At 65.8% G+C, this 20875-nt stretch carries 22 protein-coding genes; 9 read left to right on the top strand and 13 right to left on the bottom strand.

Annotated elements, in window-relative coordinates; translation table 11 throughout:
- The first annotated feature begins 234 nt into the window (after positions 1 to 234).
- Positions 235 to 1446: a DUF6575 domain-containing protein gene (locus OV287_RS54210; protein WP_267541955.1), complete on the top strand. Its 1212-nt coding sequence runs from the start codon at positions 235 to 237 to the stop codon at positions 1444 to 1446.
- 83 nt (positions 1447 to 1529) lie between these two features.
- Here the strand turns inward: OV287_RS54210 and OV287_RS54205 are convergent, their stop codons facing one another.
- Positions 1530 to 1805, bottom strand: a complete 276-nt coding sequence (locus OV287_RS54205) for a helix-turn-helix domain-containing protein (RefSeq protein WP_267541954.1) — start codon at positions 1803 to 1805, stop codon at positions 1530 to 1532.
- Positions 1806 to 1910: 105 nt separating this feature from the next.
- Here OV287_RS54205 and OV287_RS54200 point away from each other — a divergent pair, with 105 nt between their 5' ends.
- A complete protein-coding gene (locus tag OV287_RS54200) occupies positions 1911 to 2462 on the top strand; it encodes an OB-fold protein (RefSeq protein WP_267541953.1) in 552 nt (183 codons plus the stop codon).
- 78 nt (positions 2463 to 2540) lie between these two features.
- On the opposite strand, the gene OV287_RS54195 is transcribed toward OV287_RS54200, so the two are convergent.
- Together OV287_RS54195 and OV287_RS54190 are read right to left on the bottom strand one after the other, a co-directional pair.
- Entirely contained in the window at positions 2541 to 4313 is a 1773-nt protein-coding gene (locus tag OV287_RS54195; protein WP_267541952.1) for a serine/threonine protein kinase, read from the bottom strand.
- Between the two features lie 12 nt (positions 4314 to 4325).
- Positions 4326 to 5171 (bottom strand): DUF2381 family protein, encoded by an 846-nt coding sequence (locus OV287_RS54190; protein WP_308809853.1) that lies wholly within the window; start codon positions 5169 to 5171, stop codon positions 4326 to 4328.
- A 311-nt stretch (positions 5172 to 5482) separates the two neighbouring features.
- Here OV287_RS54190 and OV287_RS54185 point away from each other — a divergent pair, with 311 nt between their 5' ends.
- Positions 5483 to 6091 carry a hypothetical protein gene (locus OV287_RS54185; RefSeq protein ID WP_267541951.1) on the top strand — a complete coding sequence of 203 codons (609 nt, stop codon included), beginning with the start codon at positions 5483 to 5485 and terminating at the stop codon, positions 6089 to 6091.
- A 370-nt stretch (positions 6092 to 6461) separates the two neighbouring features.
- Here OV287_RS54185 and OV287_RS54180 read toward each other — a convergent pair whose 3' ends face one another.
- Genes OV287_RS54180 through OV287_RS54165 form a run of 4 tightly spaced genes read right to left on the bottom strand, consistent with a single transcriptional unit; the run spans position 6462 to position 10722 of the window.
- Positions 6462 to 7556 (bottom strand): alpha/beta hydrolase, encoded by a 1095-nt coding sequence (locus OV287_RS54180; protein WP_267541950.1) that lies wholly within the window; start codon positions 7554 to 7556, stop codon positions 6462 to 6464.
- A 5-nt stretch (positions 7557 to 7561) separates the two neighbouring features.
- On the bottom strand, positions 7562 to 8629 hold the full coding sequence (locus tag OV287_RS54175) for an alpha/beta hydrolase (protein ID WP_267541949.1): 1068 nt from the start codon (positions 8627 to 8629) through the stop codon (positions 7562 to 7564).
- 24 nt (positions 8630 to 8653) lie between these two features.
- Positions 8654 to 9550 (bottom strand): (R)-mandelonitrile lyase, encoded by an 897-nt coding sequence (locus OV287_RS54170; RefSeq protein ID WP_267541948.1) that lies wholly within the window; start codon positions 9548 to 9550, stop codon positions 8654 to 8656.
- The gene (locus OV287_RS54165; protein ID WP_267541947.1) at positions 9547 to 10722 is read right to left on the bottom strand and encodes an aldo/keto reductase; all 1176 of its coding nucleotides are present in this window, start codon (positions 10720 to 10722) and stop codon (positions 9547 to 9549) included. The genes OV287_RS54170 and OV287_RS54165 overlap by 4 nt, the downstream gene beginning before the upstream one ends.
- Positions 10723 to 11193: 471 nt before the next feature.
- Here OV287_RS54165 and OV287_RS54160 point away from each other — a divergent pair, with 471 nt between their 5' ends.
- The 4 genes from OV287_RS54160 (at position 11194) to OV287_RS54145 (ending at position 13612) form a co-directional block, all read left to right on the top strand.
- Positions 11194 to 12099, top strand: a complete 906-nt coding sequence (locus OV287_RS54160; RefSeq protein ID WP_267541946.1) for a LysR family transcriptional regulator — start codon at positions 11194 to 11196, stop codon at positions 12097 to 12099.
- Between the two features lie 2 nt (positions 12100 to 12101).
- The gene (locus OV287_RS54155) at positions 12102 to 12248 is read left to right on the top strand and encodes a hypothetical protein (protein WP_267541945.1); all 147 of its coding nucleotides are present in this window, start codon (positions 12102 to 12104) and stop codon (positions 12246 to 12248) included.
- A 62-nt stretch (positions 12249 to 12310) separates the two neighbouring features.
- On the top strand, positions 12311 to 12805 hold the full coding sequence (locus OV287_RS54150) for a PaaI family thioesterase (RefSeq protein WP_267541944.1): 495 nt from the start codon (positions 12311 to 12313) through the stop codon (positions 12803 to 12805).
- Positions 12806 to 12955: 150 nt separating this feature from the next.
- Positions 12956 to 13612, top strand: coding sequence for a hypothetical protein (locus OV287_RS54145; protein WP_267541943.1), 657 nt, complete (start codon positions 12956 to 12958; stop codon positions 13610 to 13612).
- 19 nt (positions 13613 to 13631) lie between these two features.
- Here the strand turns inward: OV287_RS54145 and OV287_RS54140 are convergent, their stop codons facing one another.
- Entirely contained in the window at positions 13632 to 13757 is a 126-nt protein-coding gene (locus tag OV287_RS54140; protein ID WP_267541942.1) for a hypothetical protein, read from the bottom strand.
- 44 nt (positions 13758 to 13801) lie between these two features.
- Between OV287_RS54140 and OV287_RS54135 the strand changes: the two genes are divergently transcribed.
- Positions 13802 to 14395 carry an AbfB domain-containing protein gene (locus OV287_RS54135; protein ID WP_267541941.1) on the top strand — a complete coding sequence of 198 codons (594 nt, stop codon included), beginning with the start codon at positions 13802 to 13804 and terminating at the stop codon, positions 14393 to 14395.
- A 97-nt stretch (positions 14396 to 14492) separates the two neighbouring features.
- Here OV287_RS54135 and OV287_RS54130 read toward each other — a convergent pair whose 3' ends face one another.
- The 3 genes from OV287_RS54130 to OV287_RS54120 all read right to left on the bottom strand — a co-directional run bounded on the left by OV287_RS54130 (position 14493) and on the right by OV287_RS54120 (position 17258).
- On the bottom strand, positions 14493 to 15275 hold the full coding sequence (locus OV287_RS54130; protein ID WP_267541940.1) for a hypothetical protein: 783 nt from the start codon (positions 15273 to 15275) through the stop codon (positions 14493 to 14495).
- A gap of 132 nt (positions 15276 to 15407) precedes the next feature.
- The gene (locus OV287_RS54125; protein WP_267541939.1) at positions 15408 to 16658 is read right to left on the bottom strand and encodes a c-type cytochrome; all 1251 of its coding nucleotides are present in this window, start codon (positions 16656 to 16658) and stop codon (positions 15408 to 15410) included.
- Positions 16659 to 16679: 21 nt separating this feature from the next.
- Positions 16680 to 17258 carry a hypothetical protein gene (locus OV287_RS54120; protein WP_267541938.1) on the bottom strand — a complete coding sequence of 193 codons (579 nt, stop codon included), beginning with the start codon at positions 17256 to 17258 and terminating at the stop codon, positions 16680 to 16682.
- 170 nt (positions 17259 to 17428) lie between these two features.
- Here OV287_RS54120 and OV287_RS54115 point away from each other — a divergent pair, with 170 nt between their 5' ends.
- The gene (locus OV287_RS54115) at positions 17429 to 17779 is read left to right on the top strand and encodes a hypothetical protein (protein ID WP_267541937.1); all 351 of its coding nucleotides are present in this window, start codon (positions 17429 to 17431) and stop codon (positions 17777 to 17779) included.
- 35 nt (positions 17780 to 17814) lie between these two features.
- On the opposite strand, the gene OV287_RS54110 is transcribed toward OV287_RS54115, so the two are convergent.
- Complete coding sequence (locus OV287_RS54110) at positions 17815 to 20442, bottom strand: hypothetical protein (RefSeq protein ID WP_267541936.1); 2628 nt, start codon at positions 20440 to 20442, stop codon at positions 17815 to 17817.
- Between the two features lie 22 nt (positions 20443 to 20464).
- A complete protein-coding gene (locus OV287_RS54105) occupies positions 20465 to 20875 on the bottom strand; it encodes a hypothetical protein (RefSeq protein ID WP_267541935.1) in 411 nt (136 codons plus the stop codon).

Here is a 20875-nt window from a genome sequence, read left to right as displayed (position 1 = left end):
ATCTGTAGCTTGTAGAGCTCGAGGACTCTCCGTTCACAGAACGATTCAAGATGCTGTCCGCCTTAAAAAACGCATCAAGGCAAAAAAAGCTGATTTGATCGCAAAGGGGTCTTTGCATCCCCACATGGGGGTGACGAAACTCACTCAAGGATGGGAGCCGACTCACACCACTTGGTGGAAGCCCACATCTTGTGATCCAAGCCTCTTTTTTGAGGTCGTTGCCGAGAGCGAATCATGAATTTGCTCCCTTCAGATACGGCACTCGGCACGCTCTACTTGGTCGAGACGTACGAGTTCTACGACAGGCCGCTCCTCTTCTCCTGTCGAAACGGCGCGGAGCAGTTTTTCCTGGTTCTCTTGATCGAGGAGGCTTCGGCGTTAGACCGGTGGCTCTTGGTCCCGGTTTCGCGAGCACGCTTGTTGGATGTCCGCGCTGGTGAAGAAGATCTCGCCTCTGCGTTCAGTTGGTCAGAGAGTGGGCGCGTATGGGTGCTGACCGATTTCAGAGGCCAACATCCGAGTGAACTGCGCAATATTTCGAACGAGGAGATCGACGCGGCTTGGTTGCCGGAAAAGGGCGAACGGCTAACCTGTCGTGAGCATTTCCCAGTTCCCGAAGTGAGTAGGCCGAAGCAACGCGCGGCAGCCAGTGGCAGAGATGCACTAGACCTCAAGCTCTTTTTCCCGGATCTCTCAAGTTCGGGTCGGGCTCCGATGGACAGTGTCGGGCATATCTTCTCTGACTTTCAACATTCCATCGATGCGCTCGCAATCCCTGCAATGCAGAAGGGTGACGCAACGTGGAAGCAACAGAAGAAGGTTCGCTCGAGTGAAACGGCACTACTGATCGAAGGAACCTTTTACGGTTCATTCGGCGTGCAAATTACGGCGGCAAGCCATGGCGACTTGTTTGGCCACTCAGCCCTCTCCATTGCGCTGGAGAATCTCTTTACCCTGGTGGATGCCAAGGCAGACGAAGACCGACTCAGGGAAATCCTCAAACCTATCGGGGCGCGTGCTGCTCAACGTTATAGCCGCTTTCTTTCGACTGTGGCGCATGATGGGGTGTCCTTCGCAGTTGAGTGGGCTGCGCCGGTAACAAAATCATATCGAACGGCTCGACTGAATTCCGAAGAAGCACGCGCCGCAGCCGCATTCATTTTGCGCTCGGAACTGAAAGAGAGCAGGCAAGAGGTTGTGGTTGCAACGCTCGTTGGTTTGAATCGCCGAACTAGAGTTTTTGAACTATGGGTGGAAGAAGATAAGCGAAGTATTGTAGGCAAGATCTCGCTTCAGGCGCTTGCTGTGGCATCTGGAGCGACCATCAGCGAGCGCTATGTCGCAACTGTGGTGGAGAGCCTCGAAGCGCAGGAGTTGCTTGAGGAAGAGCGCAGGCTCTACGAGCTTATCGATCTCAAACCGTTGGCATCACAAGAGCACAAGTGACCTTAGCTGGTAGGATGCAGTAACAAGTTGTCTGTTCTTCGTGACTGGGGCTTGGTGAAGAAACGCGCCCATCTGGCGGGGCTTCACTTGAGGGGCTTGAGGAACTGCACCACGTCCGCGCCAAGGCCCTCGCAGAGACGGGCGAGCGTCGTGAAGGTGAGGTTCACGTCCTCGCCCTCAACACGCTGAAAGAGGCGCGTCGTCATGCCGCAGCGGTGCGCCGCCTCCTCCTGCGTCCAGCCCTTCTCCTCGCGCAGACGCCGCACGGCCGCAGCCAGCCGCGCCTGTAGGTCGCGGTAGGCGGCGCTCTCGTACTGCTCCGCCCGTTCGGGTCGGCGTTGGCGGGGCCGCAGCGGCATCTTGCGGCAGACCGTAGGAACACCTACAACGGACAGGCCACGTCGCTAGCGTCGTGTCTCTAGCGACGTGAGAGTGGCGACAACACCCCTCCCAGGAGAGCGCGAATGGCGCTGGTGAAGTGCAAGCAGTGCGGCGGTGACGTGGCGTCCGATGCAGCAGCCTGCCCGAAGTGCGGAGCACCCCCGCCTCGGGGCGCCTCCGTCGGCAAGAAGGTGGCCTTCGCCCTCGCGGGACTCTTCGGCCTGTGCTTCTTCGGCACCTGCGTCTCCGCGGTGGTGAAGGCGCGCAACAACGGCGGCACGTCGGCATCCCAGATGAGCTCACTGCCTGACGAGGCCGTGAAGATGGTGCACCTCCGCGAGATCCTCTCTGAGTACCGCGACAACGAGGTCCGGGCGGACTCCCACTTCAAGGGCCGCGTCATCCAGACGGCCGGCTACGTCCGGGATGTGAAGCGGGACATCCTCGGCAAGATTTTTGTGACTGTCGGCACCGGCCAGCAGCTCGAGATTCCCGTGGTGCAGTGCGCATTCAGCGACGCCCACGCTCAGAAAGCGGCGTCGCTCTCCAAGGGTACGCCCGTCGGCATCCGCGGGCGCGTGGATGGACTCATGATGAACGTCCTGGTGAAGGACTGCGTTTTCGTAGACTTGTAGTCGCCTGTTCAGACGAGGTCCGGAAGGCGAGGAGCCGCCTCGCTGCTCAATCCAGGCGGCCCCGAAGGGCCATGTCTCTCACGGCCAGCGCCAGACAGCGCTCACGGGCAACTCCCGGTTCAGCACTCCGGCACCGGCCTTGGAGCCTTCATGCAGGGGCACACGCCCGTCGCTCGGGTCGCCCAGCACGATGCACACCGGGTACTTCCGCCCATCGGGCAGTACGGCCAGGGTGTAGCGGCCCATGACGGCCGGACGCTCCACGTCCCCGGCAATGTCGTAAATGCCGGGGCCTGTCCAGAGACGCCCGTGGAGCAGCGTCCCTTCGGGCAGGTTGCCATCTCCCACCGTGAGGCGTCCAATAACGGGGCCGTCCTGGTAGACGCCCGCCTCGCTCGTGTCTCCGGGCTGGTTGATGTCCACAACTGCCCGAAGCAGGCTGGCCGTTTGAACCTTCAACTCCTGGAACATGGCCTCGGTCGCCTCCTTGGGGCAGTCTGCGGGCTCCGGGGGCTTTACCTGGACGGCGGGGCAGCCGATGCCGACGGCGGCGCACAGCCATGCGGCGAGGAGATGCGAGGGAGTGGAGCGGGAAGGGGTGGACACAGGTAGGTTTCCTTTCTCGGAACCAGCCCCAGGCAGCAGCGCCTCGGGTGGGGGCGCGAGTGTGGAGTGCACCAGCCACAAGGCAAGGCCGAGCGTGGTCAGGCTCGCGAACAGGACCAGGGACCACTTTGCGCGCCGCGGGCGGCCAGGCGCCGCCGACTGCGCCTCCTCCTGGGTTTCCTTGGGAGGCTGTGACTCCTCCGGGGCCTCGCGCGCGGCTTCCGGCGGCTGGGTCGGCGGTTCCGCCTCCTCCTTGGGCATGGGCAGCGACGAGTTGCCCTCGGCGGCGAAGAGCGGCACCTTCCAGGCGGGCGACTGCCTCTCCTGCTCGGCGGCCCTCTCCAGTGCCTGCAGCAACGACTCGGTGCTGGGGTAGCGGTCCTCGGGCTTCTTCTCCAGCAGCCGCATGGCGATGTCGCTGAGGGAGCGCGGCGCCCGGGGGTTGAGGAGGTGGGGTGGTGTTGGCGGCACGGCGGCGATGGCGGCCAGCAGTTCCTTGTCCGGCAGCTCGGGGTCGAAGGGATGCAAATCCGTGAGGGCTTGGTAGAGCAGCACTCCCAGTGCGTACAGGTCCACAGCCGCGCCCCCTTGGAAGGGCTCGTTCCGCTTCCACGCCTCGGTGCGCGTGTAGGCGATGAGCTCGGGCGGCAATAGGTGAAGCACGCCTTCGGGCAGGCCCAGCGTCTTCGTGAGAGCCCCTGGCAGACGCACGGTGCCGAAATCTATGAGGAAGGGCCGGCCGTCCTCGCGGCGGATGAGGAGGTTCTCCGCCTTCAAATCTCGGTGGTACACGCCGCGTGCGTGCAATGCGCCCACGGTGCGCACGACGGCGCTGAAGGTGTCCACCAGCTTGGCGGCGTGAGGGGGCTTACGCCAGCGCCACTGGTGCCAGGTGTCCCCATCCACGAAGTCAGTGACGAGGAAGGGGTAGCCCTTGGTGGGGTTGGGCCAGCAGTCCACCGCGTACACGCGCAGGAGATTGGGGTGGGAGGAGTAAGTGAAGAGGGCTGCTGCCTCGCGCGCCAGTTGCCGGTAGGCGCTCTTCTCCTCCACGTACTCTTCCTCTGGGAGGTCTTCCTTGGACTGGGTGAGGGGGCGCAGCCCCATCTTCATGGAAAAGGAGTGGCCGTCGCGCTCCACCTTGAAGACGCGGGAGGAGCCTCCACGGCCCAGCACCTGGACGATGTGCCAGGACCCCACCACGTGGCCGGGTTGGAGGTGGTCCGGGTGCAGAGCTTCAGTCATGGGCCCGCGCTCCTACAGCTTCACTTCGGGGATGGACAGGCGTCGGCTGCCGCTCTTGTCGAGTAGATCCAAGCGGAGGACGTCATCCGCCCTCCAGACGGGCGCCTCCGTCTCCACCGCCACAAGGCCCTCCTCACCAGGCGCGAGCTGCGCCTTGTTCATGTCTACGGAGAGCACCTTCACCGGGGTGCCGTCCCTCCTGGTGAGGCGCGCCTGCCCTGATTCAAATGGCTGCTGCCCCGGAAGGTTGAGCACACGGACGACGGCGAGAGCCCATGGGCCGGCGCGGAACCCCTCTCCGCCCAGTACCTTCAGCCCACTCTGAATGCCTGTGGGCAAATTCTCGATGCGTCGGGCCTGCACTCCATTCAGGTTGAGCCGCCCGGAAAACACGAGCCCGGCAGGCTTGCCAGCAACTCGAAGCGCCGCGAGCTGCGCGTCCTTCTCGGCGAGAGCCGCCTCCAGCGCTTCCAGGGTGCGCGGGCGCCGCATCACATCCACCCGGGTGTCCACCAGCGTGGGGTGGGAGACGAGGGCGACGGTGGCATACGCCGGGGTGGACCCGTCCTTGTATCGCACCCGCACAACCAACCGCTCCCCATCCCCGGGCGCGACGAGTGGCTCAAGGAAGAGGGTGCGCTCGCCCGGATCCACCAGCCGGAAGCGCGTCGCGCGCTCCGACACTTCCACCGAGGCCCGGTCGATGGGGGCGTCGAAGACGAGGGTGGTGGCGACGTTCGCCGCCACGCGCACCTCCGGCACTGGCTCGCTCGAGCTACTCGGGACGACGACTTGCCGCTGCTGCTGCTCGCGGGCAGGGGACTGGGTCTGGGCTGCAGAGGGCAGCCCAAGGGTCAGGGCGATGAAAACGAGCGGGGCGAGGGGTGATAGTAGTGCCAGGGTGGATGACCTCTCCGGTCCACCGTAGCAGATGGCGCATTTGGGAAGACCCCCCGCTCGGATTCGTGTGGTGGGATTCTTGACCTGAACGCCAGGGCAGGGCATCTTCGATGCCACTGGCGTGCATCCACGCCTAACCCTCGTGGCTCTCCGTGCGGGGCCACTCATGAGGGGCAAAGGGGACTGCGTCCTCGGATGTTTGTACCTCCAGGCGGGCGGCAAGCTCGGTGCACGGCGAAGCGGCTTTGCTATGCCCGAAGAGGTACCAAATGAACGGTAACAAGCAGCTGAAGTTCGCGATTCGTGAGCGAATGAAGCGTACTGGTGAGTCGTATTCGACTGCGCGGATGCATGTCCTCTGGAAGCGCTCCCCCAGTGAACGGACCTTTGCCAAGCGGCAGGTAGACCTTGAGCGTCTGGGCACGACGCTCAGGAGTTTGCCGGACTTTAAATCCCAACTGGAGCCGTTGCTCTCGGCTTGGACCAGGGGGCTGCGCGAGTCGCTGAAGGTGGAGATGCGGTTCCCCGTGGTGGCGATTTCCCAGGAATGGACGGACTCCATCTCGGCGATTCCCAAGGACGTAACGGAGTCGCTGATAGCGGATGCACTCACCCCTGCAATCCAAATCTCGGAGTCCATCTCGGCGATGCATCAGAGGTGGAGCGAGGATCTTTCTCATTCCATCACAGCAGTGGCCAAGAATGTGACGGAGGGAGTTGCACAGGCTGCTGCCCAGATCTCCGAGACGCTGAGAACGACAACCCAGCATTACATGGAGTTGAGGTCTCAACTCGCAGATGCTCTAGAGCCCCGAGCGCAGGAGTCTGCCCAGGTTTCCGAGATTCTGCTGGCAATGAGCCGTAACTCCAGGCGCTAGTCGAACAGCAATACGCTCCGACCATTGGGGCTCAGGTCTTATGGACCTGGGCCCGCTAGAAGTGCTGGTGATGTTGCCCCCTTTCAAGGGAGGTAACTCCAAGTCGCCGAAGTCAGCCCCGCGTCGCGCTACTGGTGTTGGGTACTGCTCTCGCCGTGAACGCTCGTCCTTCTCATTCACCGCACGGGCCTGCTCCCTCGGGCCCAAAAATTCTGGGTAAGGTCGAAACTCGTAACGGCGCATTGCCCCTAGCGGGGAAGGTGTCAAATGACTCGATTTGACACCTCGTCTCCTACGAATCGTCTGACACCTTCCCAGGACACCTTCCCAGGCGTGTGTCCGTCTCCATCTGTACGTATGAGCGGGGCCCTCAGTCCAGGTTCTTGTCGGCAAGGAACCGCGACAGCAGGTCCGCGATCTGGACATTGTTGGTGTCCGAGAACGGGAAGTGTGTGTTCCCTCGGATCCCGAGCTCCGGCAGATGGACGAGCGTGACGTCCCCGCCATGGCGGTTGACGGTGTCGCGCCAGAGCCGCGCCATCGCGAGCCGAACGCGCCAGTTGTCCTGCCCCGGATTCGGCGATGGCTCCTCCGGGATGTTGTCCCCGAAGTAGATGACGATCGGGATCTTGGTCAGCGGCATGAACTGAGACAGCGGAACGCCGACGGCCTCTAGCGGCCCCGTGAGGCTGGGCATCGGCGGAGGCACCTCCCCCTCTGGAAAGACGAAGCCGCTGCCCGGCTCATACGAGATTACCGCCTGAACGTTCGGGTTCCGCATCACGACCAGCCAGCCCGGGCCACCTCCTTGCGAGTGCGTGACGAGAATGCCTGGCCCGATCCGGCCGAACAGGGCGGAGACGGCGCTCGCGCTCACCTCCGCATCGAAGGGCCCCGTGTTCGGCGTCATCGCGCGGAAGAACTGGTTGAGCGCTTCCGGTTCACGAGAGAACTGCACCCCGGGGAAGTAGTCCGGCCAGACGCCCATTCGGAACATGCCGAACCAGGTCTGGTCGTCCGGCGTCGCCGGGAGCGTGAACGGAACGGTGCTGCGTCCCGCATCACCGCGGCGTGGCTGGTCCAGCAGATAGACCGAGAACCGGCGTCGCAAGAAGATATTCTGAAACCCCTCCCGACCGTCCGCGGTGGTCTCCCACGTCTTCGAAGACTGGCCGGCTCCGTGCCAGAACACGAGCGGGAGTCGGCGCGCGTCGACTGGGACCTGGTAGAAGACGTACGCGTGGTCCCCGTGAAGCGTCGCGCCCTCCGACGAGGGACGGAGCGGGTCAAAGGTCCCCGGGCTGGTCACGACGGTCCCGCCAGCGGCGAAGCTCCCTTGCTCCCGGAGCACGAGGCCTGGCGACGCCGCCGCGCCAGTCCTGGTCGGCCCCACACATGAACTCAACGCCACGCTCGTCACGACGAGCGACCACTGAATGAACCGTCCTGGCAGCTGTTCGCGCATCTGGGTTACCCTCTCAGAGCTCTCATGAAGAAGTCCGTCAGCTTCGTCACGGCGGGCGTGACGAACTGCTCCTTGTCGTACATGTCAATGTGCGTCGCGCCTTCGATGACGATGAGCTCCTTTGGCTCCCTCGCCATCGCGTAAGCCTCCTGACTCCAGTACAGGGTGTCGGCCTTGGAGCCACCGATGAGCAGGATGGGGCGCGGCGAGATGGTTTCGATCTGTTCGAACGGGAAGAAGGCCATCTGCAGACCGAGCGTGGTGAACACGTACCGATTGGGCGAGTTGGGGTGCTGCGCTCGCGACGTGCGGTAGTACTCGTAACCCTCCCGATAGAGCGTCGGCGTCGTCTCGGTAATCTCCGCGGCCGTGTCCGGCACGACGGGAACGAGCTTGAGTGGCTCACCGCGTGCCTCCCGGGCACGCTGCCTGCCCACCTCCTGCAGGCGCCTCACACGCTCCTCGTACGAGATGGTTCCTCCGACTCCCTCCCGCCGGGCTGCTCCGAGGTTGAACGTGCTGACCGCAGCGACGGCCTTGATGCGCATCTCGGTTTGCGTCGCATTCAAGGCGTACCCGCCCCCCGCGCAAATACCGAGTGCGCCGATGCGGTTCTCATCCACGAGCGGGTGGTTGCTGAGGTAGTCGACCGCGGCGCGGATGTCTTCCACGCGCGCGGCAGGGACCTCCATCAAGCGAGGCTCGCCTCCGCTCTCCCCTTGATACGACGCGTCGAAGGCCAGCGTGATGAAGCCCTGCTCGGCGAGCTTCGCGGCATACAGTCCGGACGTTTGTTCCTTCACCCCTCCGAACGGGTGGACGGTCACGAGGGCAGCGTGCTTCCTCGACCTGTCGATGCGATTGGGGATGAAGAGGTTGCCCACCACCGTGATTCCCTTGCTGGGGAACGTGACTCGCTCAACGACGACGTCGGTGGGGGTGTAGTTCACGACGCTCACGACGGTTGCGTCCGGCGATCGGCGGTGGGGCGCGCCCACTGTAGTGGGCGAGGCGCACGACATCGCCATCGAGCTAGCGACAAGAAAGAGTTGGATGAGTGCTCTTCGGTTCATGGCTTCAGCGCTCCTTGGGTGGCGTCACTTTCCTTCGAAGACGTCCTTTGCCACCGAGAGCGCCGTCATCGCGCTCGGCCAGCCCGCGTAGAACGCCAGGTGGGTGATGGTTTCGATCAACTCCTCTCGCGTCACCCCGTTCTCACGCGCCCGGGCGAAGTGGGACCGGAGCTGGTCCGGACGGTTCATCGCGATAAGGGCGCTGACGGTCACCAGGCTGCGGTCCCGCTTGGAGAGCTCCGGGCGCTCCCAGATGTCCCCGAAGAGCACGCCGTCGGTGAGCTCGACCATCTTGGGCGAGAAGTCGCCGATGAGGGTCTGCGCCCGGGTGGGCTGCCCAGCACCACCGGGGCCCGAGCGCACCGGTGCGGCGGACGGTGGCCGGCCACCCGTCGTGGGGGCGCCGTACTGCGCATCACTGACCTTCTCCATCCACTCGGTGCTCTTGCCGTCGAGGTGCTCCAACACGGCGATGTGCGTCATCCGGCGCTCAGGGGAGGCTCCGTGCCAGTGCTTCTGTCCGGGCGGAATCCAGACCACGTCTCCAGGCCGGATCTCCTCGACGGCGTCCCCCCAGCGCTGCACCCGCCCCACGCCCTCGGTGACGAGGAGGACCTGGCCCAGGGGATGCGCGTGCCAGGCCGACCGAGCGCCGGGCTCGAACGTGACCGAGGCGCCCGAGGTGCGTGACGGCGCCTTCGCCTGAAACAGCGGGTCGACGCGCACGTCCCCCGTGAAGTTCTCGGCAGGTCCCTGGCGCGGCGGCTGCGAGCCGCTACGGGCTATCTGCAGCGCCTGCGCGCCGTCGCCTGGGGCGGCCGCGGGCACCTGTGCACCCGAGACGGTCCCAGCCTTGTTCGTGTGGGTACAGGCCGCGGCAACGAGCGGGAGCGCCAATGCGGTCAGGGTCAGCAGTTTCATGGCTTCGGCGGCGCCTCCACGCCCGAGAAGACCAGCACTGCGTCTGGCAGACGCTGCCCATGGATCTGGATCGCGGCAACCGCCGAATTCAAGTCAGCGAGTTCGGAGGGCGTGAATCGAACTGCAGCCGCGCCGTTGTTCTCGAGCATATGCGCCATCTGTGTCGTCCCGGGGATGGGCACGATCCAGGGCTTCTGCGCCATCAGCCACGCCAGCGCGATTTGCGCGGGGGTGGTCTGCTTCCGCTGAGCCCAACTCTTCACCAGGTCCACGAGCGCCAGGTTGTGGGGCAGGTTGTCTGGCGAGAATCGGGCCTCAACGCCGCGAATGTCACCGGGAGCGAACCGTGTATTTGCGTCGATGGCACCGGTGAGGAAACCGACCCCCAGCGGGCTCCATGGGACGAAGCCGATTCCCAGCTCCTCGCAGAGCGGAATGACCTCGCTCTCTGGCCCGCGCCACAGCATGGAGTATTCGTTCTGGACGGCGCTGACGGGCAGCTCGGCGTGAGCCCGGCGCAGCGTGTTGAGCCCCATCTCCGACAGGCCCCAGTGCAGAACCTTGCCTTGCCCCATCAGCTCCTTGACTGCACCGGCGACGTCCTCGATCGGGACCTGCGGGTCCACTCGGTGCTGGTAGAGAAGATCGATGCGGTCGGTGCGAAGGCGCCTCAGCATGCCCTCCACCACACGTTTGATGTGATCCGGCCGGCTGTTGAGCCCGGGGAGCCGCTCGCCGGTCTCCTGATCGATGTTCCAGCCGAACTTGGTTGCGATCTGGACCTTATCTCGGAAGGGGGCCACACCTTCGCCGAGGATGCGTTCCACCTCATGAGGGCCGTAAGCCTCGGCCGCGTCGTAAAAGGTGACACCGCGGTCGAAGGCCGCCCGGATGATGTTGAGCATCTCGGGCCGATTCGGCATGGTCGTTTCATACTTGCGGCTCATGTTCTGGACGCCCAGCCCGACCGCCGACACCTCCAGCCGACCAAGCCTGCGGCGTCCGAGCGGCTCCGTCGACTCTTGAGGAGGGGCGCCTATGCTCGGCCCCACGCAACCCGCGAGCCCGGCCACGAGCGGAGTTGCACCAATCGCCACCGCACCCTTGAGAACGTCACGCCGGCTGCTTCCTGCCGTGCCGGGACGCTGGGGCTGATTCCTCTTCGAATGCATGTGTGGTGCTCCCTTCATCGTCCTACGACTGCTGCTCTTCGGTGGTACAGCTCAACCCAGCTCAACCCAGCGCCGCGAACCCCGGCCTCGGGCAGGTGCACGACACTCAGTCCGGGATGGAGATGGAGAAGCGCATGCTGTCGACGACCTCAGGGGGCGGGCCGCCGCGCACGCCGGTGTTCAGCGCGTCGATGGCCGCGACCTCCTCCGCCGTCAGGGCGAACTCGAGAACACGCCGAGCCCGAAGGCCGGCATCTTGACGCCGTTGTTCAGGGTGATGGAGGGGCTTCTTCCAGGCATGGTGTTACTTCCTCGAAGAGAGAGTGGTTTGCTTCGATGCCGCTAGAAGTAACTCCCGCCTCCGCGGCGAACTAGGTGCCGGAGCGTGCATGGGCTTTGAAGCCATGCTTCATAATGGGGGAGCCTGCTCGACGGACGGGCCGTCATGACTCTTTCGAAGGGACTCGCGCCATGAAGACGGCCCCCATGACCCAGCTCCAGGTATTCCTCGCGGTGGCGCGCCACCGCAGCTTCAGCGCCGCGGCACGCGAGCTGGGCGTCTCCGCCTCTGCGGTGAGCCAGTCGGTGCGCCAGCTGGAGGCGCAGCTGCGCGTGACGCTGCTCACGCGCACGACGCGCAGCGTGGCGCCAACGGAGGCCGGGCGGCGCCTGGTGGAGGCAGCGGGGCCCGCCATGGGCCAGGCGCTCGCCGCCCTCACCGCGGTGTCGGCGCGGCCGGGCGAAGTGGTGGGGCGGCTGAAGTTGTCGGTGCCGCACGCCGCCGTGCCCTTCGTCATCACGCCGGTGCTGCCCACCTTCCGCGCGCGCCACCCGCGGGTGGAGGTGGATGTCGTCGTCGAGAACCGGCTCGTGGACATCGTGACCGAGGGCTACGACGCGGGCGTGCGGCTGAGCGAGGCCATCGAGCGCGACATGGTGCAGGTGCGGCTCACCGACGCCTTCCGCCTCATCGTGGTGGGCGCCCCCGCCTACCTCGCGCGCCACGGTACACCCGAGCGTCCCGAGGACCTGCTGCGCCACGAGTGCTTCACGTTCCGCTCGCCGACGACGGGGGCGCTCTACGCGTGGGAGCTGGAGCGCGGGCGCAAGAACTGGCGGGTCCCCGTGCGCGGTGGCGTCGTCACGAGCGACCGTGAAGTCATCATGGCGCTCGCCGAGGCGGGGGCGGGGCTGGCGTATGCCATCGAGCCCGCGGTGCAGGAGCAGCTGCGCTCAGGGAAACTCGTACGGGTGCTGGAGGCCTACGCGCCCACCGTGCCCGGCTTCTTCCTCTACTTCCCGAGTCGGGCACAGCGCTCGGAGCCCCTGCGCCTCTTCGTCGAGACGGCCAAGGAGCTGGCCGCGAAGAGGGGGTGACGTTGGCCCCACAGAAGGGGGCGCGGGGGCTCAGCCTGGCCCGTAAGCAGCAGGGCCCCGGCTACCCGTTCCTTATGGACTGGCCGCAGAAATACGTCGTGCGCGATGCGGCGAAGGAACTCGGCGTGCAGCCGGATTGCCGCGATTGACCGTCCCTACCGCCCATCGCGGAGAGTAGTCTCGTCCCATTATTCTCCAGCCGAGAGCCCCCATGGAAACCCCATCCCTACAGGAAATCGCCGCGCCGGAAGGCATCTGCTACGGCTGTGGCTGCCTCAATCCGGACGGTCTGCACATCAAGAGCTACTGGCATGCCGACGGCATCCACGTCATCACCGAGCACATCCCCGAGGCCAGGTACGTGGGTTGGCCCAAGCTGGTGTACGGCGGATTGATCGCGATGCTGGTCGACTGCCACTCGAACTGGACGGCCATGGCCTACCACTACCGTGCCGAGGGCCGCGAACCCGGCAGTCTGCCGCGCATCGAATGCGTCACCGGCAACCTCGGCGTCAAGTTCATCAAGCCCACGCCCATGGGGGTGCCGCTCACCCTTCGCGCACGGGTCGAAGGCGAGGTCGGCCGCAAGAGCCGGGTCATCTGCGAGGTGTATGCCGGCGAGCTGCTGACCGCAGTGGGCGACTCCATCTTCGTCCGCGTCGACACCACGCAACTGACAGCGGTGGCGCACCGTCGAGACTCCTGAATCGGACGGACTCGGATGATGGGGGGCGCTTCTCTCGCGGGTGCACGCGGGAGCGGAGTCCCCTGTACACACGCGCAGACTGCTGCACACTCCGGCGCGGGGGCTCCCTCATGCGCCGGGGCGGCCCGCGCGTTGCAAAGGAGCGTTCCCATGATGACGCTCCCCCCGCGCCTCTCCCGGATGTCCCTGCTGCTCACCGTTCTGCTGATTGCTCCCCGCCTGGGCTTCGCCGCGGAGCAGGCTCCCCTCCTCCCGACGGATGCACCCTCCGAGCGGTCTGCGCTCGCCACCGCCGCCCCGCTGCCGGGCACGGGCGCGCGCCCGAACCTGCGGCTGATGGATGACGCGCCCGCTCCCGAGGCGGAGCGCCCCGCCCAGGACCTGCGCGTCATGGCGGAGATAGGGGCCGGCGTGCTGACCGGGGCCGGCGGGTTGGCCCTGGGCTACATGGGCATGTTCATGCTGTGGCCCACGGGCATTGGCTCCGTCGGTGGCTATGGGCTTCTCGCGCCCATCCTCGTGGGCATTGGCTCCGGGCTGGCCCTGGGGACGTACTGGGGTGGGGAAGTCACGGGAGGCCGGTCGGATCTGGGCAACACGTTCCTGGGAATGCTCCTGGGTGGCGCGGCCGGTGTGCTCATCAGCGTCCCCTCGGGCAACCCCTTCGTCAGCCTCTTCGCCTGCCCTCCCCTCATGCTGCTCGGCTCCCTCATCGCTTATGAGAGCAGCGAGCACGGGGGGCGCATCCAGCCCGTGGTGAACGTCTCCTCGCGCGGCACGACGTTCGGCCTGGCCGGTACCTTCTGAGCCGTGGTGGGGCGAAGGGTCAGGCTGGGTGTCTCGCGGCCTGGCCATAGGCATGGTCGTCGGTGGCGGCCACCACGTTGAAGTGGCGCATCTTGTCATTGCCGCCCTCACCTTCCGGTGAATAGCCCGAGCGAGCTCGCGTCACACGGCAACCGAGCCTCCATCTTCTTCATCAAGGTGAGTCGTCAAATGATTCGCATCCAGTCCGCACGAGGAGTGCGCCTGTTGTCGTTGGTTGCCGCGGTGAGCCTCACCGGGTGTGTCATCGAGTCCGGCGGCGAGGAGTACTCGCGAGGGTGTCCCTCCCTGGAGGGCGCCGGCATCGACGGGCTCATCTCCCTCTCGGGCCAGCGGGGCTACTTCTACTCGTTGGAGTCCTACGCCTTTCCCGACTACTACGTCCGTCATGCCGACAGCCGCGGGATGATCTCGTACATCGACAGCGGCCGGGACATGGATGACGCGACGTTCCGGATCGTCCCGGGCTTGTCGGACTCCCGGTGCATTTCGTTCGAGTCCAGGAACTACCCGGGGTCTTACCTGCGACATCAGAATTCGGAGCTCTACCTGTCCGCCTGGAGCTCCGGCTTCGACTTCCAGGAGGACGCGACCTTCTGCCCGAGACCCGGCCTGGCCGACTCCTACGAGCTCAGCTTCGAGTCCTGCAACTACCCCGGCATGTATCTCAGCCAGTACGACGACTTCCTATACGTCGACGAAGGAGCCGGGTGGGAGTTCGAGGAGGACGCGACCTTCATGCTCGTCGACCCCTGGTCTCCCTGAGTCAGCGCACCCTGAGCGCCGTGATGCGCGAGCGTGGATGGCCCGCGGACTCCAGCGGGGTGAACACGTCCCGTTGGAGGTCTCCTGCCCGCGCCACTCACTGCCCGAGCGACTGGGGCGGTGGTTTCGCGCTGTAGGCGGGCACGTAGCACTCCCCCTGGTGCTCGTGGAGAGAATCCGGGCACGGAGCCTTCAACCTGTGAGGTATCCAGCACGCGCCGATGAGCTCCACCTCGGTGTAGCGAGTGCAGGGAGGGCGCTTCTGCCCTTTGTAGGGCTCTTTCGGCAGAGGCCGGGCGAGCACGGTGTGTCCTTGGGGTGTTGTGGTGTCCACGAGCCCCCGAGCGATGGAGGAAGACGGCACTTCGGCTGCGGCGGGCACCTCGTGGCTCATGGGCGCTGGCGGGGCAGTCGAGGGTTGGGACATGGGGACCAGACGCACCAGAGCGAAGAGCAGGGCGCACACCGTGGCGGCGCTCACCACGCCCATCCCCAGGCACCACCGGAGGCGGGGCTCCTGGGGGTCAGACACGGCGCGGAGCATGCGCCGCACTTCCTCGCGCACACCTTCCAACGTGAGCTGCAACGACTCCGCCGACTGCCTGTCCTGAGCCCTGGCCCAGTCGGTGTGCTCCACTTCCATGGCGGAGTAGCCCAGTGAGGCCCAGGTGCCGAAAAACACCCGCCACTCCTTTCGCGGTGCCGCGCCCTCCTCGGCGGTGTGCTTACGCACCAGGGCTATGGCTCCGCTCGTCTCGTGCGTGGCCAGGTAGAGCTCCCCCTGGCTGTCATGGGACTGCTGCACTTGTTCCTGGAGCAGGTACGGCCCCAACCGCTCTGGTTCCTCCCCGCTCGCCTCGGACTTCTTCTCCTCGTCCATGAGTGCTCCTTCCTGGCCTCCCCGCATACGGATGGCCAGGTGCTCTTGTTCGCATGGACCGAGCCCTGGTTCCAGGAGGTACCCGGTGCGTCAACTGGGGGCCTACTCACGGGGGGGCCGAGGGGCTTCCGCCTACTCGGGGGCTCCCTGCTCGATCCATGTGTGGATCAGATCGATCTCCTCGTCGGGAATGGGCGGGAAGCCCAGGGGCATGCCCATCACCGCCGAGTCATAGTGCCCGTCCAGCTCGGCGTGACGGGCGAGGAGGCTGGCGATCAGCCGGGGCGTCCCGTCCTCCAGCCGATCCGGGAACCCGCGGAACTGGCCATCGCGCTTGACGCCACGGAGGATGCCCTCCCGCGTGGCGAGATCGAGCATGACGCCGTTGTAGCCAAACCCGCCTGTGTTGCCTGGACCCTGGTCACCCGGCCGGTTCCTGTCGGAGTGGCAGTGAAAGCAGAGGTGGCGAGAGAGCTTCTGCGCGACCTCCGGGTAATGCACCTCGCGCTCGAGCAGCCGTGGCTTGTACGCGGGACGCGGTATGGCAACAGGCTCGGGCAGTGGCTCACTCAGGAAGGCCACCAGATCCTCAACCTCCTTCGGAGTGAATGGAAAGGAGGGCATCTCGGTATCGGGGAGGATTCGCTGCGGCTCGACCAGCCAGCTCCGCAGCTGCGAGAGTGACATGCGGCTGCGCACATATCGAAGATCAGGGGCTCGCCTCCGGGCCGAGGGGCTGCTGAACTCCGGAGCGCCGTAGCGCAGGGCCGCGAGCGGAGAGTCTCCGCGGTAGTGACACCTCGCGCACTGGCTCCGCTCGTAGAGCGCTCGCCCGGCCACCGCGTCACCTCGCGGGGGCTCCCCGGACTCCTCCTCGGTCACCGCGAAGAAGTCGGCGATGAGCGCGGCCTCCCGCGGACCGATCTTCAGCTTGGGCATGGTGGCCCCATAGAGGGGCCTCACCACATGCGGCGCTTGGAGCCAACCGATGAGCCAGCTCCGCTTGACCCGCTGGCCGAGCGAGCCGAGGTCCGGGGTCCGCACCAGGTGCGTGAGGTGCTGCTTCCACTGCTCGACGTGCGCCTCCTGATACCAGAGGTCGAGCCGTCCGGCGGTGATGGCCTGGTGACAGGTGACACAGTTCTCGCTCAGGGGTGCTGACGTCGGCTCGATGCCGGGCATCACGTGGCACCGATTGCACTGGAAGTGCTCCACGGCGTCCCGCGGCCCCTCGAGCGAGTGTTTCGTAGGCGCGAGGATCCTCGTGGGCAGGCGCAGGGCCAGCACATCGGCATCGCGGGCCAGCACGAAGCCGCCACCGGCCGTCACCAGCAGAAGCGCGGTGCCGGCCAGGTAAGCGAGAGAGAGGGAGCGAGAGGCCATGAGGGAGCTTTCGGAGGCGGCTCAGTCGTACGTGTTGGCTCCGACGACGATGCCCGAGGGCCGACAGAGTTCGGGGAGAACCACCAACTCACGGGCCAGATCTACCCCTCCCGCCAGAACCACCGACGTGAGCACCAGCGCCGCGAGGGCGATCAGCCTATCGCCGCCAAACAACTGCTGGTCCCACTTCTGGAAGACCACGGCCTGCAGGACGAAGACTACCGCGGGACTGGCCATCAACACCCAGAGCATGGAGCGGTTCGTCAAACACCCGGACATCTTGTTCGCGCTGAGGTTGAGGACGGGACCACCGGCTGTGACCGTGGCAAACAGCAGGACCAGACACGCGCCGACGAGCAGGAAGAAGAACCGGCCGACCCATGACGAGCCGGCCGGCGACGCGGTGGCGGGGCCCCACACATTCGCGATGACCACGCGGTTCAAGAACACCGCGCCGATGGTCCAGAGAACCAGGTCGAGCCAGAAGGTGTTCGAGGTGAAGACAGCGCTGGAGTCCATCGAGTTGCTGCAGGCCAGTGCATGCAACGGCCAGAGGGCCGAGGCGAACAGCACGACAATGACGAGAGCGCGGGAAGGCATCGCCCAAGTCTAGCAGGCGCTCCGTGCTGCTGGAATTTCCCGTGCCGCCCGCGCTTCTCGTATCGAAGCGGGGCTGGAGGAATTCATCTTCCTGAGGGACAGTGCGGCGATTGCCCAGGGAGTCGTCCATGACCAAGCCGCCGCCGCCACCACCCCCAAGGCCGTCCCACATGCCCGAACCGCCACGCGGGCCCGAGAGAGACGCCCGGATTCCGCCGGGCAGCGCGGACTACTCCGCCGCGCTGGCCGACGCCACGCTGTACAAGCAGGGGGCGCTCTCCTTCGCCGAGTTGCAGGCACGTGTCCTCGCGCGAGGGCTTCCGCCGCATCCGCTCGGTGATGCCTATCTGATGGTGAGCCCGCCGCCTCCGCCGCCCGGCGTGATCTTCAGCCCGCTGGTGATGCCGTACGACTGGGCGCGCACGTGGGGCGAAATCGCGATGACGCTCTTCGCGGGGGATCTCACCCGCGAAGAGTACGAGCGACTCCACGCCGCCGCGCATCCGGACTGCCCGCGCTAGTCCTACCGTGTCATCGAGTTGAGGGGTTGGCCGGCTCAGGGCACCTGATTCTGTTGCCGCTGGTTGTGGAGCACCACGGTGCTCGCATCCCGCGCGTTCTCGAAGGCCAGGGCCACGTTGCTCGGGCCCATGCTCCAGCCCCGGAGGCGCAGGTTGCACAACCCGCAGAAGTGCAGTTGCGGGGCCAGCGTGAAGTTGTAACTCATCAAGCAGGCAGGATCGTCGACATCGTGGTACGCCGGCTCAATGCCTCCGGTCTTCATCACCGTGATGCCCATCATCGCGGCATTGGGCCCGGCATGGGGCAAGCCGAGCTGGTGGCCTACCTCGTGGGCGATGGAGATGTCGGCAGTGGTCCCGTACTTGCGCCCGGCGCGGATCTTCACGCGCTGCATCCAGCCGAGGTTCTGCTTGGCGAAGGCATCCGACTGGCCATTCATGTAGCGGTGCGGCACGTAGGTGATGACCGTGCAGCTCTCATGGAGCCGGTGCTGGCACGCGGCGCAGATGCGGTTGGCGTCGCTCGCCGCATCGCTCCAGTAGCGAGGAGGCGCGTTCGCGGGCAGGGCTGCGTTGCACTGGGGGCAGTTCACCTGATTGGCGATCGTGGTCGCGGCCTCGGCGACTTCCGTCTGGTTGAGGAGGTTGTCGTTGAACTCGAACTGGAAGAAGTGGATTCCGTCCTCGCCGGGCGTGGTGTCACGCGCCAGGCGGCCGCAAATCTTGGCGATCGTCTCATCGCCCCATTGGGCGAGCTTCTCCTTGTAGGCGCTCTCGTCGCGGATGCCCGCGTCGCGCAGCACCTGGGTGACCAGCTTGTCGAGGTCGTTGATGTTCAAGGTCTTGAGGTTCTCGATGAAGAGATCCTCGTGGTAGCGCTGGTTACCGGCCATGTACGGGATTTGTTCCTGCAGCACGTCCTGGTCCGTCGCCGGAGCCGCGGCCCGGACAAACTGCTGGATGGCCTGGAGATAGGCACGGATCTGTTGCTTGAAGCCGGCCCAGTTGAGGTAGGTGATGGCGTGGTCCCCGTTGTGCTGCTGATTGGAGTCGGCGAGTGCTGACTTGATCGCCACCGGTATACGGTTCCTGACCTGGTCCACCGCGTTCTCGTAGTGGAGCGCGTTGATGTCCTCGACGCCATTCGGGGGAGCGACGACTTCGATGAAGGCGGGCTCGAAGTAGCGGGCCACGGTTGCCCAGTTCATGGAGGCGGCATCGACATGCGCGTGCTTGCGCCAGTGCCGCGCGACATGCACCCGGCGCCAGACGGTGAAGATGCTGGTGCTGGTGGCCGAGCACGTCCCGGCCGCCGCGCCCTGGGCCTGGAGATCCGCCACGTCCAGTGCTGCCGTGTTGGGGTAGGCCAGGAAGAGCCGCGGCCGGAAGCGGTCCCCGGCGATTCTCGAGGGCAGGAAGAGCACCGAGGCCGTGCCCGCGTTGGCCGCGTTCGGGTCGTCGATGACGGGGGTGAAGGCTGCCCAGGGACGCTGGACCGCGGCCGTCACCGGAGTGGCGGGCGCCAGCCCAGGGACGTCTTCGAAGTAGGGCTCCGCCGCGCCATTGAGCAGCCCCCGCTTGCCGCCGTGTTCGACGTGGCTGTTGGGGCGTGCATGAGGCCACTCCTGGGGCCGGTAGAGCAGCGCTTCCTGAATGAAGCTCCGCGCCACGTCATGGGTGGTTGGATCCACCGCCGAGCCCTGGTCGTTGAGCCAGTCCCAGAGCAGGCGGACCCCACCGAGCGCCACGGCGCCCTGTTGGAGCGGAGCGGGCTGGCCGTTCGACTGCTGGACGCGCAGCGTCGCGACCAGCGGCAGCGGCGGGCCGTTACCCCAGAGCTCGCGCATCTCCGCGAACACCGTGTTGCGGTAGAAGTCGCGAACGGACTTGGCGAAGACGTGGCTCTTCAAGGAGAGCCGGAGCTCAGCGGGCGCGCCAGGGTCGGTCAGCGCCAGGGGGGCCGGGTTGTTCCCCTGCAGTTGCTGCGCGACACGTTGGTGGACCTCTCGCCGCAGGGTCTGCCGCCGGGTCTGGACGTAGTTGGCTGGAGCCAACGGCGGCACCCAGGCCTGGGGCCCGAGCTCGAGTTTGATGTCGTGCACGAGCACGTCCAGGTAGATCCACCGGGCGGGGTCCACCACCTGGGTGTCCTCCTCCACTTCCACGATGCGAAGCTGGAGCTTGTAGGGCGCGTGCTCGACGGTCAGCACGTCGCGCGGGAAGGAGCCCTGGTGGTTGTACGTCACCTGCACGGCTCCGTCGGGCACCACCTGCGGGTGGGCGTTGGACGCGAGATCCCCATCGAAGGGCGTGGTCCCCTCCTGGGCTCGAGCGCCCTCCCATTCGAGCGTCTTGCTCCAGAACGGCAGCGCCTGGTTGCGGCGGAAGAGCTCGAGCTTCACCTTTCGGATGTGCGCGTGCCCATGGAACCGCCATTTCACCTGGAAGGACTCCACACGCGGGGCGAAGACGAACCGCTCGGCGGCTTGTGGGTCGAGCGGTCCATGACCATGGGTGTACCCGCTCCCCGCCGAGGGGTGGCCTTGGAGGGTCAGACTCTCGATGCCGCACTTCCTTGCCTCATTGGCAGGGCAGGCATTGACGATCTCGACGGGAGGAGGCTGAGGGAAGTGGGCTTCTTCGATGATGGGGGGATAGGACACGTCTGTCTCTCTTCGGCGCCGCTCAAGCCGGCGAGTTGCCGGTTCCTGCGTCGATGGGACCCCACGCATGGGAGCCCTGGTTTACAGCGAGGGATTGCCAGAACTCGGGCGGAAGCCCTTCGAGCCGGTCGAGGCGCGTCTCGGGCGTCAGCCTCGGGTTCTCCAGGATGGCTTGGACCTGGGCATGTCGGTGGACGTTGGGCCCGTGCCGCAGGGCCAGCAGGGAGAACCGCAGCAACAGCAGCGGGGCTCGGAGCCCGAATCCCCGCCCGATATCGACGGTCCGCAGGATGCGACCGAGAAGCTGCTCATCGGGCAGTGGGGTGGCGAGCTCCGGGGCGGTGAGCCGGAGCTGCTCCGCCGTCCATCGAGCGAACTCCTCGTCTTTTACTCGCTGGAAGGCCGCGAGCTGCACATCACGAATGACCAGCAT

This window comes from Archangium lansingense (assembly GCF_026626635.1).
GTDB classification, from domain to species: domain Bacteria; phylum Myxococcota; class Myxococcia; order Myxococcales; family Myxococcaceae; genus Archangium; species Archangium lansingense.
The sequence above is the reverse complement of the archived record's forward strand: the minus strand, read 5'-3'. Positions and strand labels throughout refer to the sequence as shown.

Coding starts and splice junctions, on each gene's coding strand:
- OV287_RS54105 (WP_267541935.1), bottom strand. CDS start 20,875: ATGCTGGTCATTCGTGATGTGCAGCTCGCGGCCTTCCAGCGAGTAAAA.
- OV287_RS54195 (WP_267541952.1), bottom strand. CDS start 4,313: ATGACTGAAGCTCTGCACCCGGACCACCTCCAACCCGGCCACGTGGTG.
- OV287_RS54170 (WP_267541948.1), bottom strand. CDS start 9,550: ATGAAACTGCTGACCCTGACCGCATTGGCGCTCCCGCTCGTTGCCGCG.
- OV287_RS54135 (WP_267541941.1), top strand. CDS start 13,802: ATGATTCGCATCCAGTCCGCACGAGGAGTGCGCCTGTTGTCGTTGGTT.
- OV287_RS54165 (WP_267541947.1), bottom strand. CDS start 10,722: ATGCATTCGAAGAGGAATCAGCCCCAGCGTCCCGGCACGGCAGGAAGC.
- OV287_RS54180 (WP_267541950.1), bottom strand. CDS start 7,556: ATGCGCGAACAGCTGCCAGGACGGTTCATTCAGTGGTCGCTCGTCGTG.
- OV287_RS54160 (WP_267541946.1), top strand. CDS start 11,194: ATGAAGACGGCCCCCATGACCCAGCTCCAGGTATTCCTCGCGGTGGCG.
- OV287_RS54205 (WP_267541954.1), bottom strand. CDS start 1,805: ATGCCGCTGCGGCCCCGCCAACGCCGACCCGAACGGGCGGAGCAGTAC.
- OV287_RS54175 (WP_267541949.1), bottom strand. CDS start 8,629: ATGAACCGAAGAGCACTCATCCAACTCTTTCTTGTCGCTAGCTCGATG.
- OV287_RS54115 (WP_267541937.1), top strand. CDS start 17,429: ATGCCCGAACCGCCACGCGGGCCCGAGAGAGACGCCCGGATTCCGCCG.
- OV287_RS54125 (WP_267541939.1), bottom strand. CDS start 16,658: ATGGCCTCTCGCTCCCTCTCTCTCGCTTACCTGGCCGGCACCGCGCTT.
- OV287_RS54130 (WP_267541940.1), bottom strand. CDS start 15,275: ATGGACGAGGAGAAGAAGTCCGAGGCGAGCGGGGAGGAACCAGAGCGG.
- OV287_RS54150 (WP_267541944.1), top strand. CDS start 12,311: ATGGAAACCCCATCCCTACAGGAAATCGCCGCGCCGGAAGGCATCTGC.
- OV287_RS54120 (WP_267541938.1), bottom strand. CDS start 17,258: ATGCCTTCCCGCGCTCTCGTCATTGTCGTGCTGTTCGCCTCGGCCCTC.
- OV287_RS54185 (WP_267541951.1), top strand. CDS start 5,483: ATGAACGGTAACAAGCAGCTGAAGTTCGCGATTCGTGAGCGAATGAAG.
- OV287_RS54210 (WP_267541955.1), top strand. CDS start 235: ATGAATTTGCTCCCTTCAGATACGGCACTCGGCACGCTCTACTTGGTC.
- OV287_RS54200 (WP_267541953.1), top strand. CDS start 1,911: ATGGCGCTGGTGAAGTGCAAGCAGTGCGGCGGTGACGTGGCGTCCGAT.
- OV287_RS54145 (WP_267541943.1), top strand. CDS start 12,956: ATGATGACGCTCCCCCCGCGCCTCTCCCGGATGTCCCTGCTGCTCACC.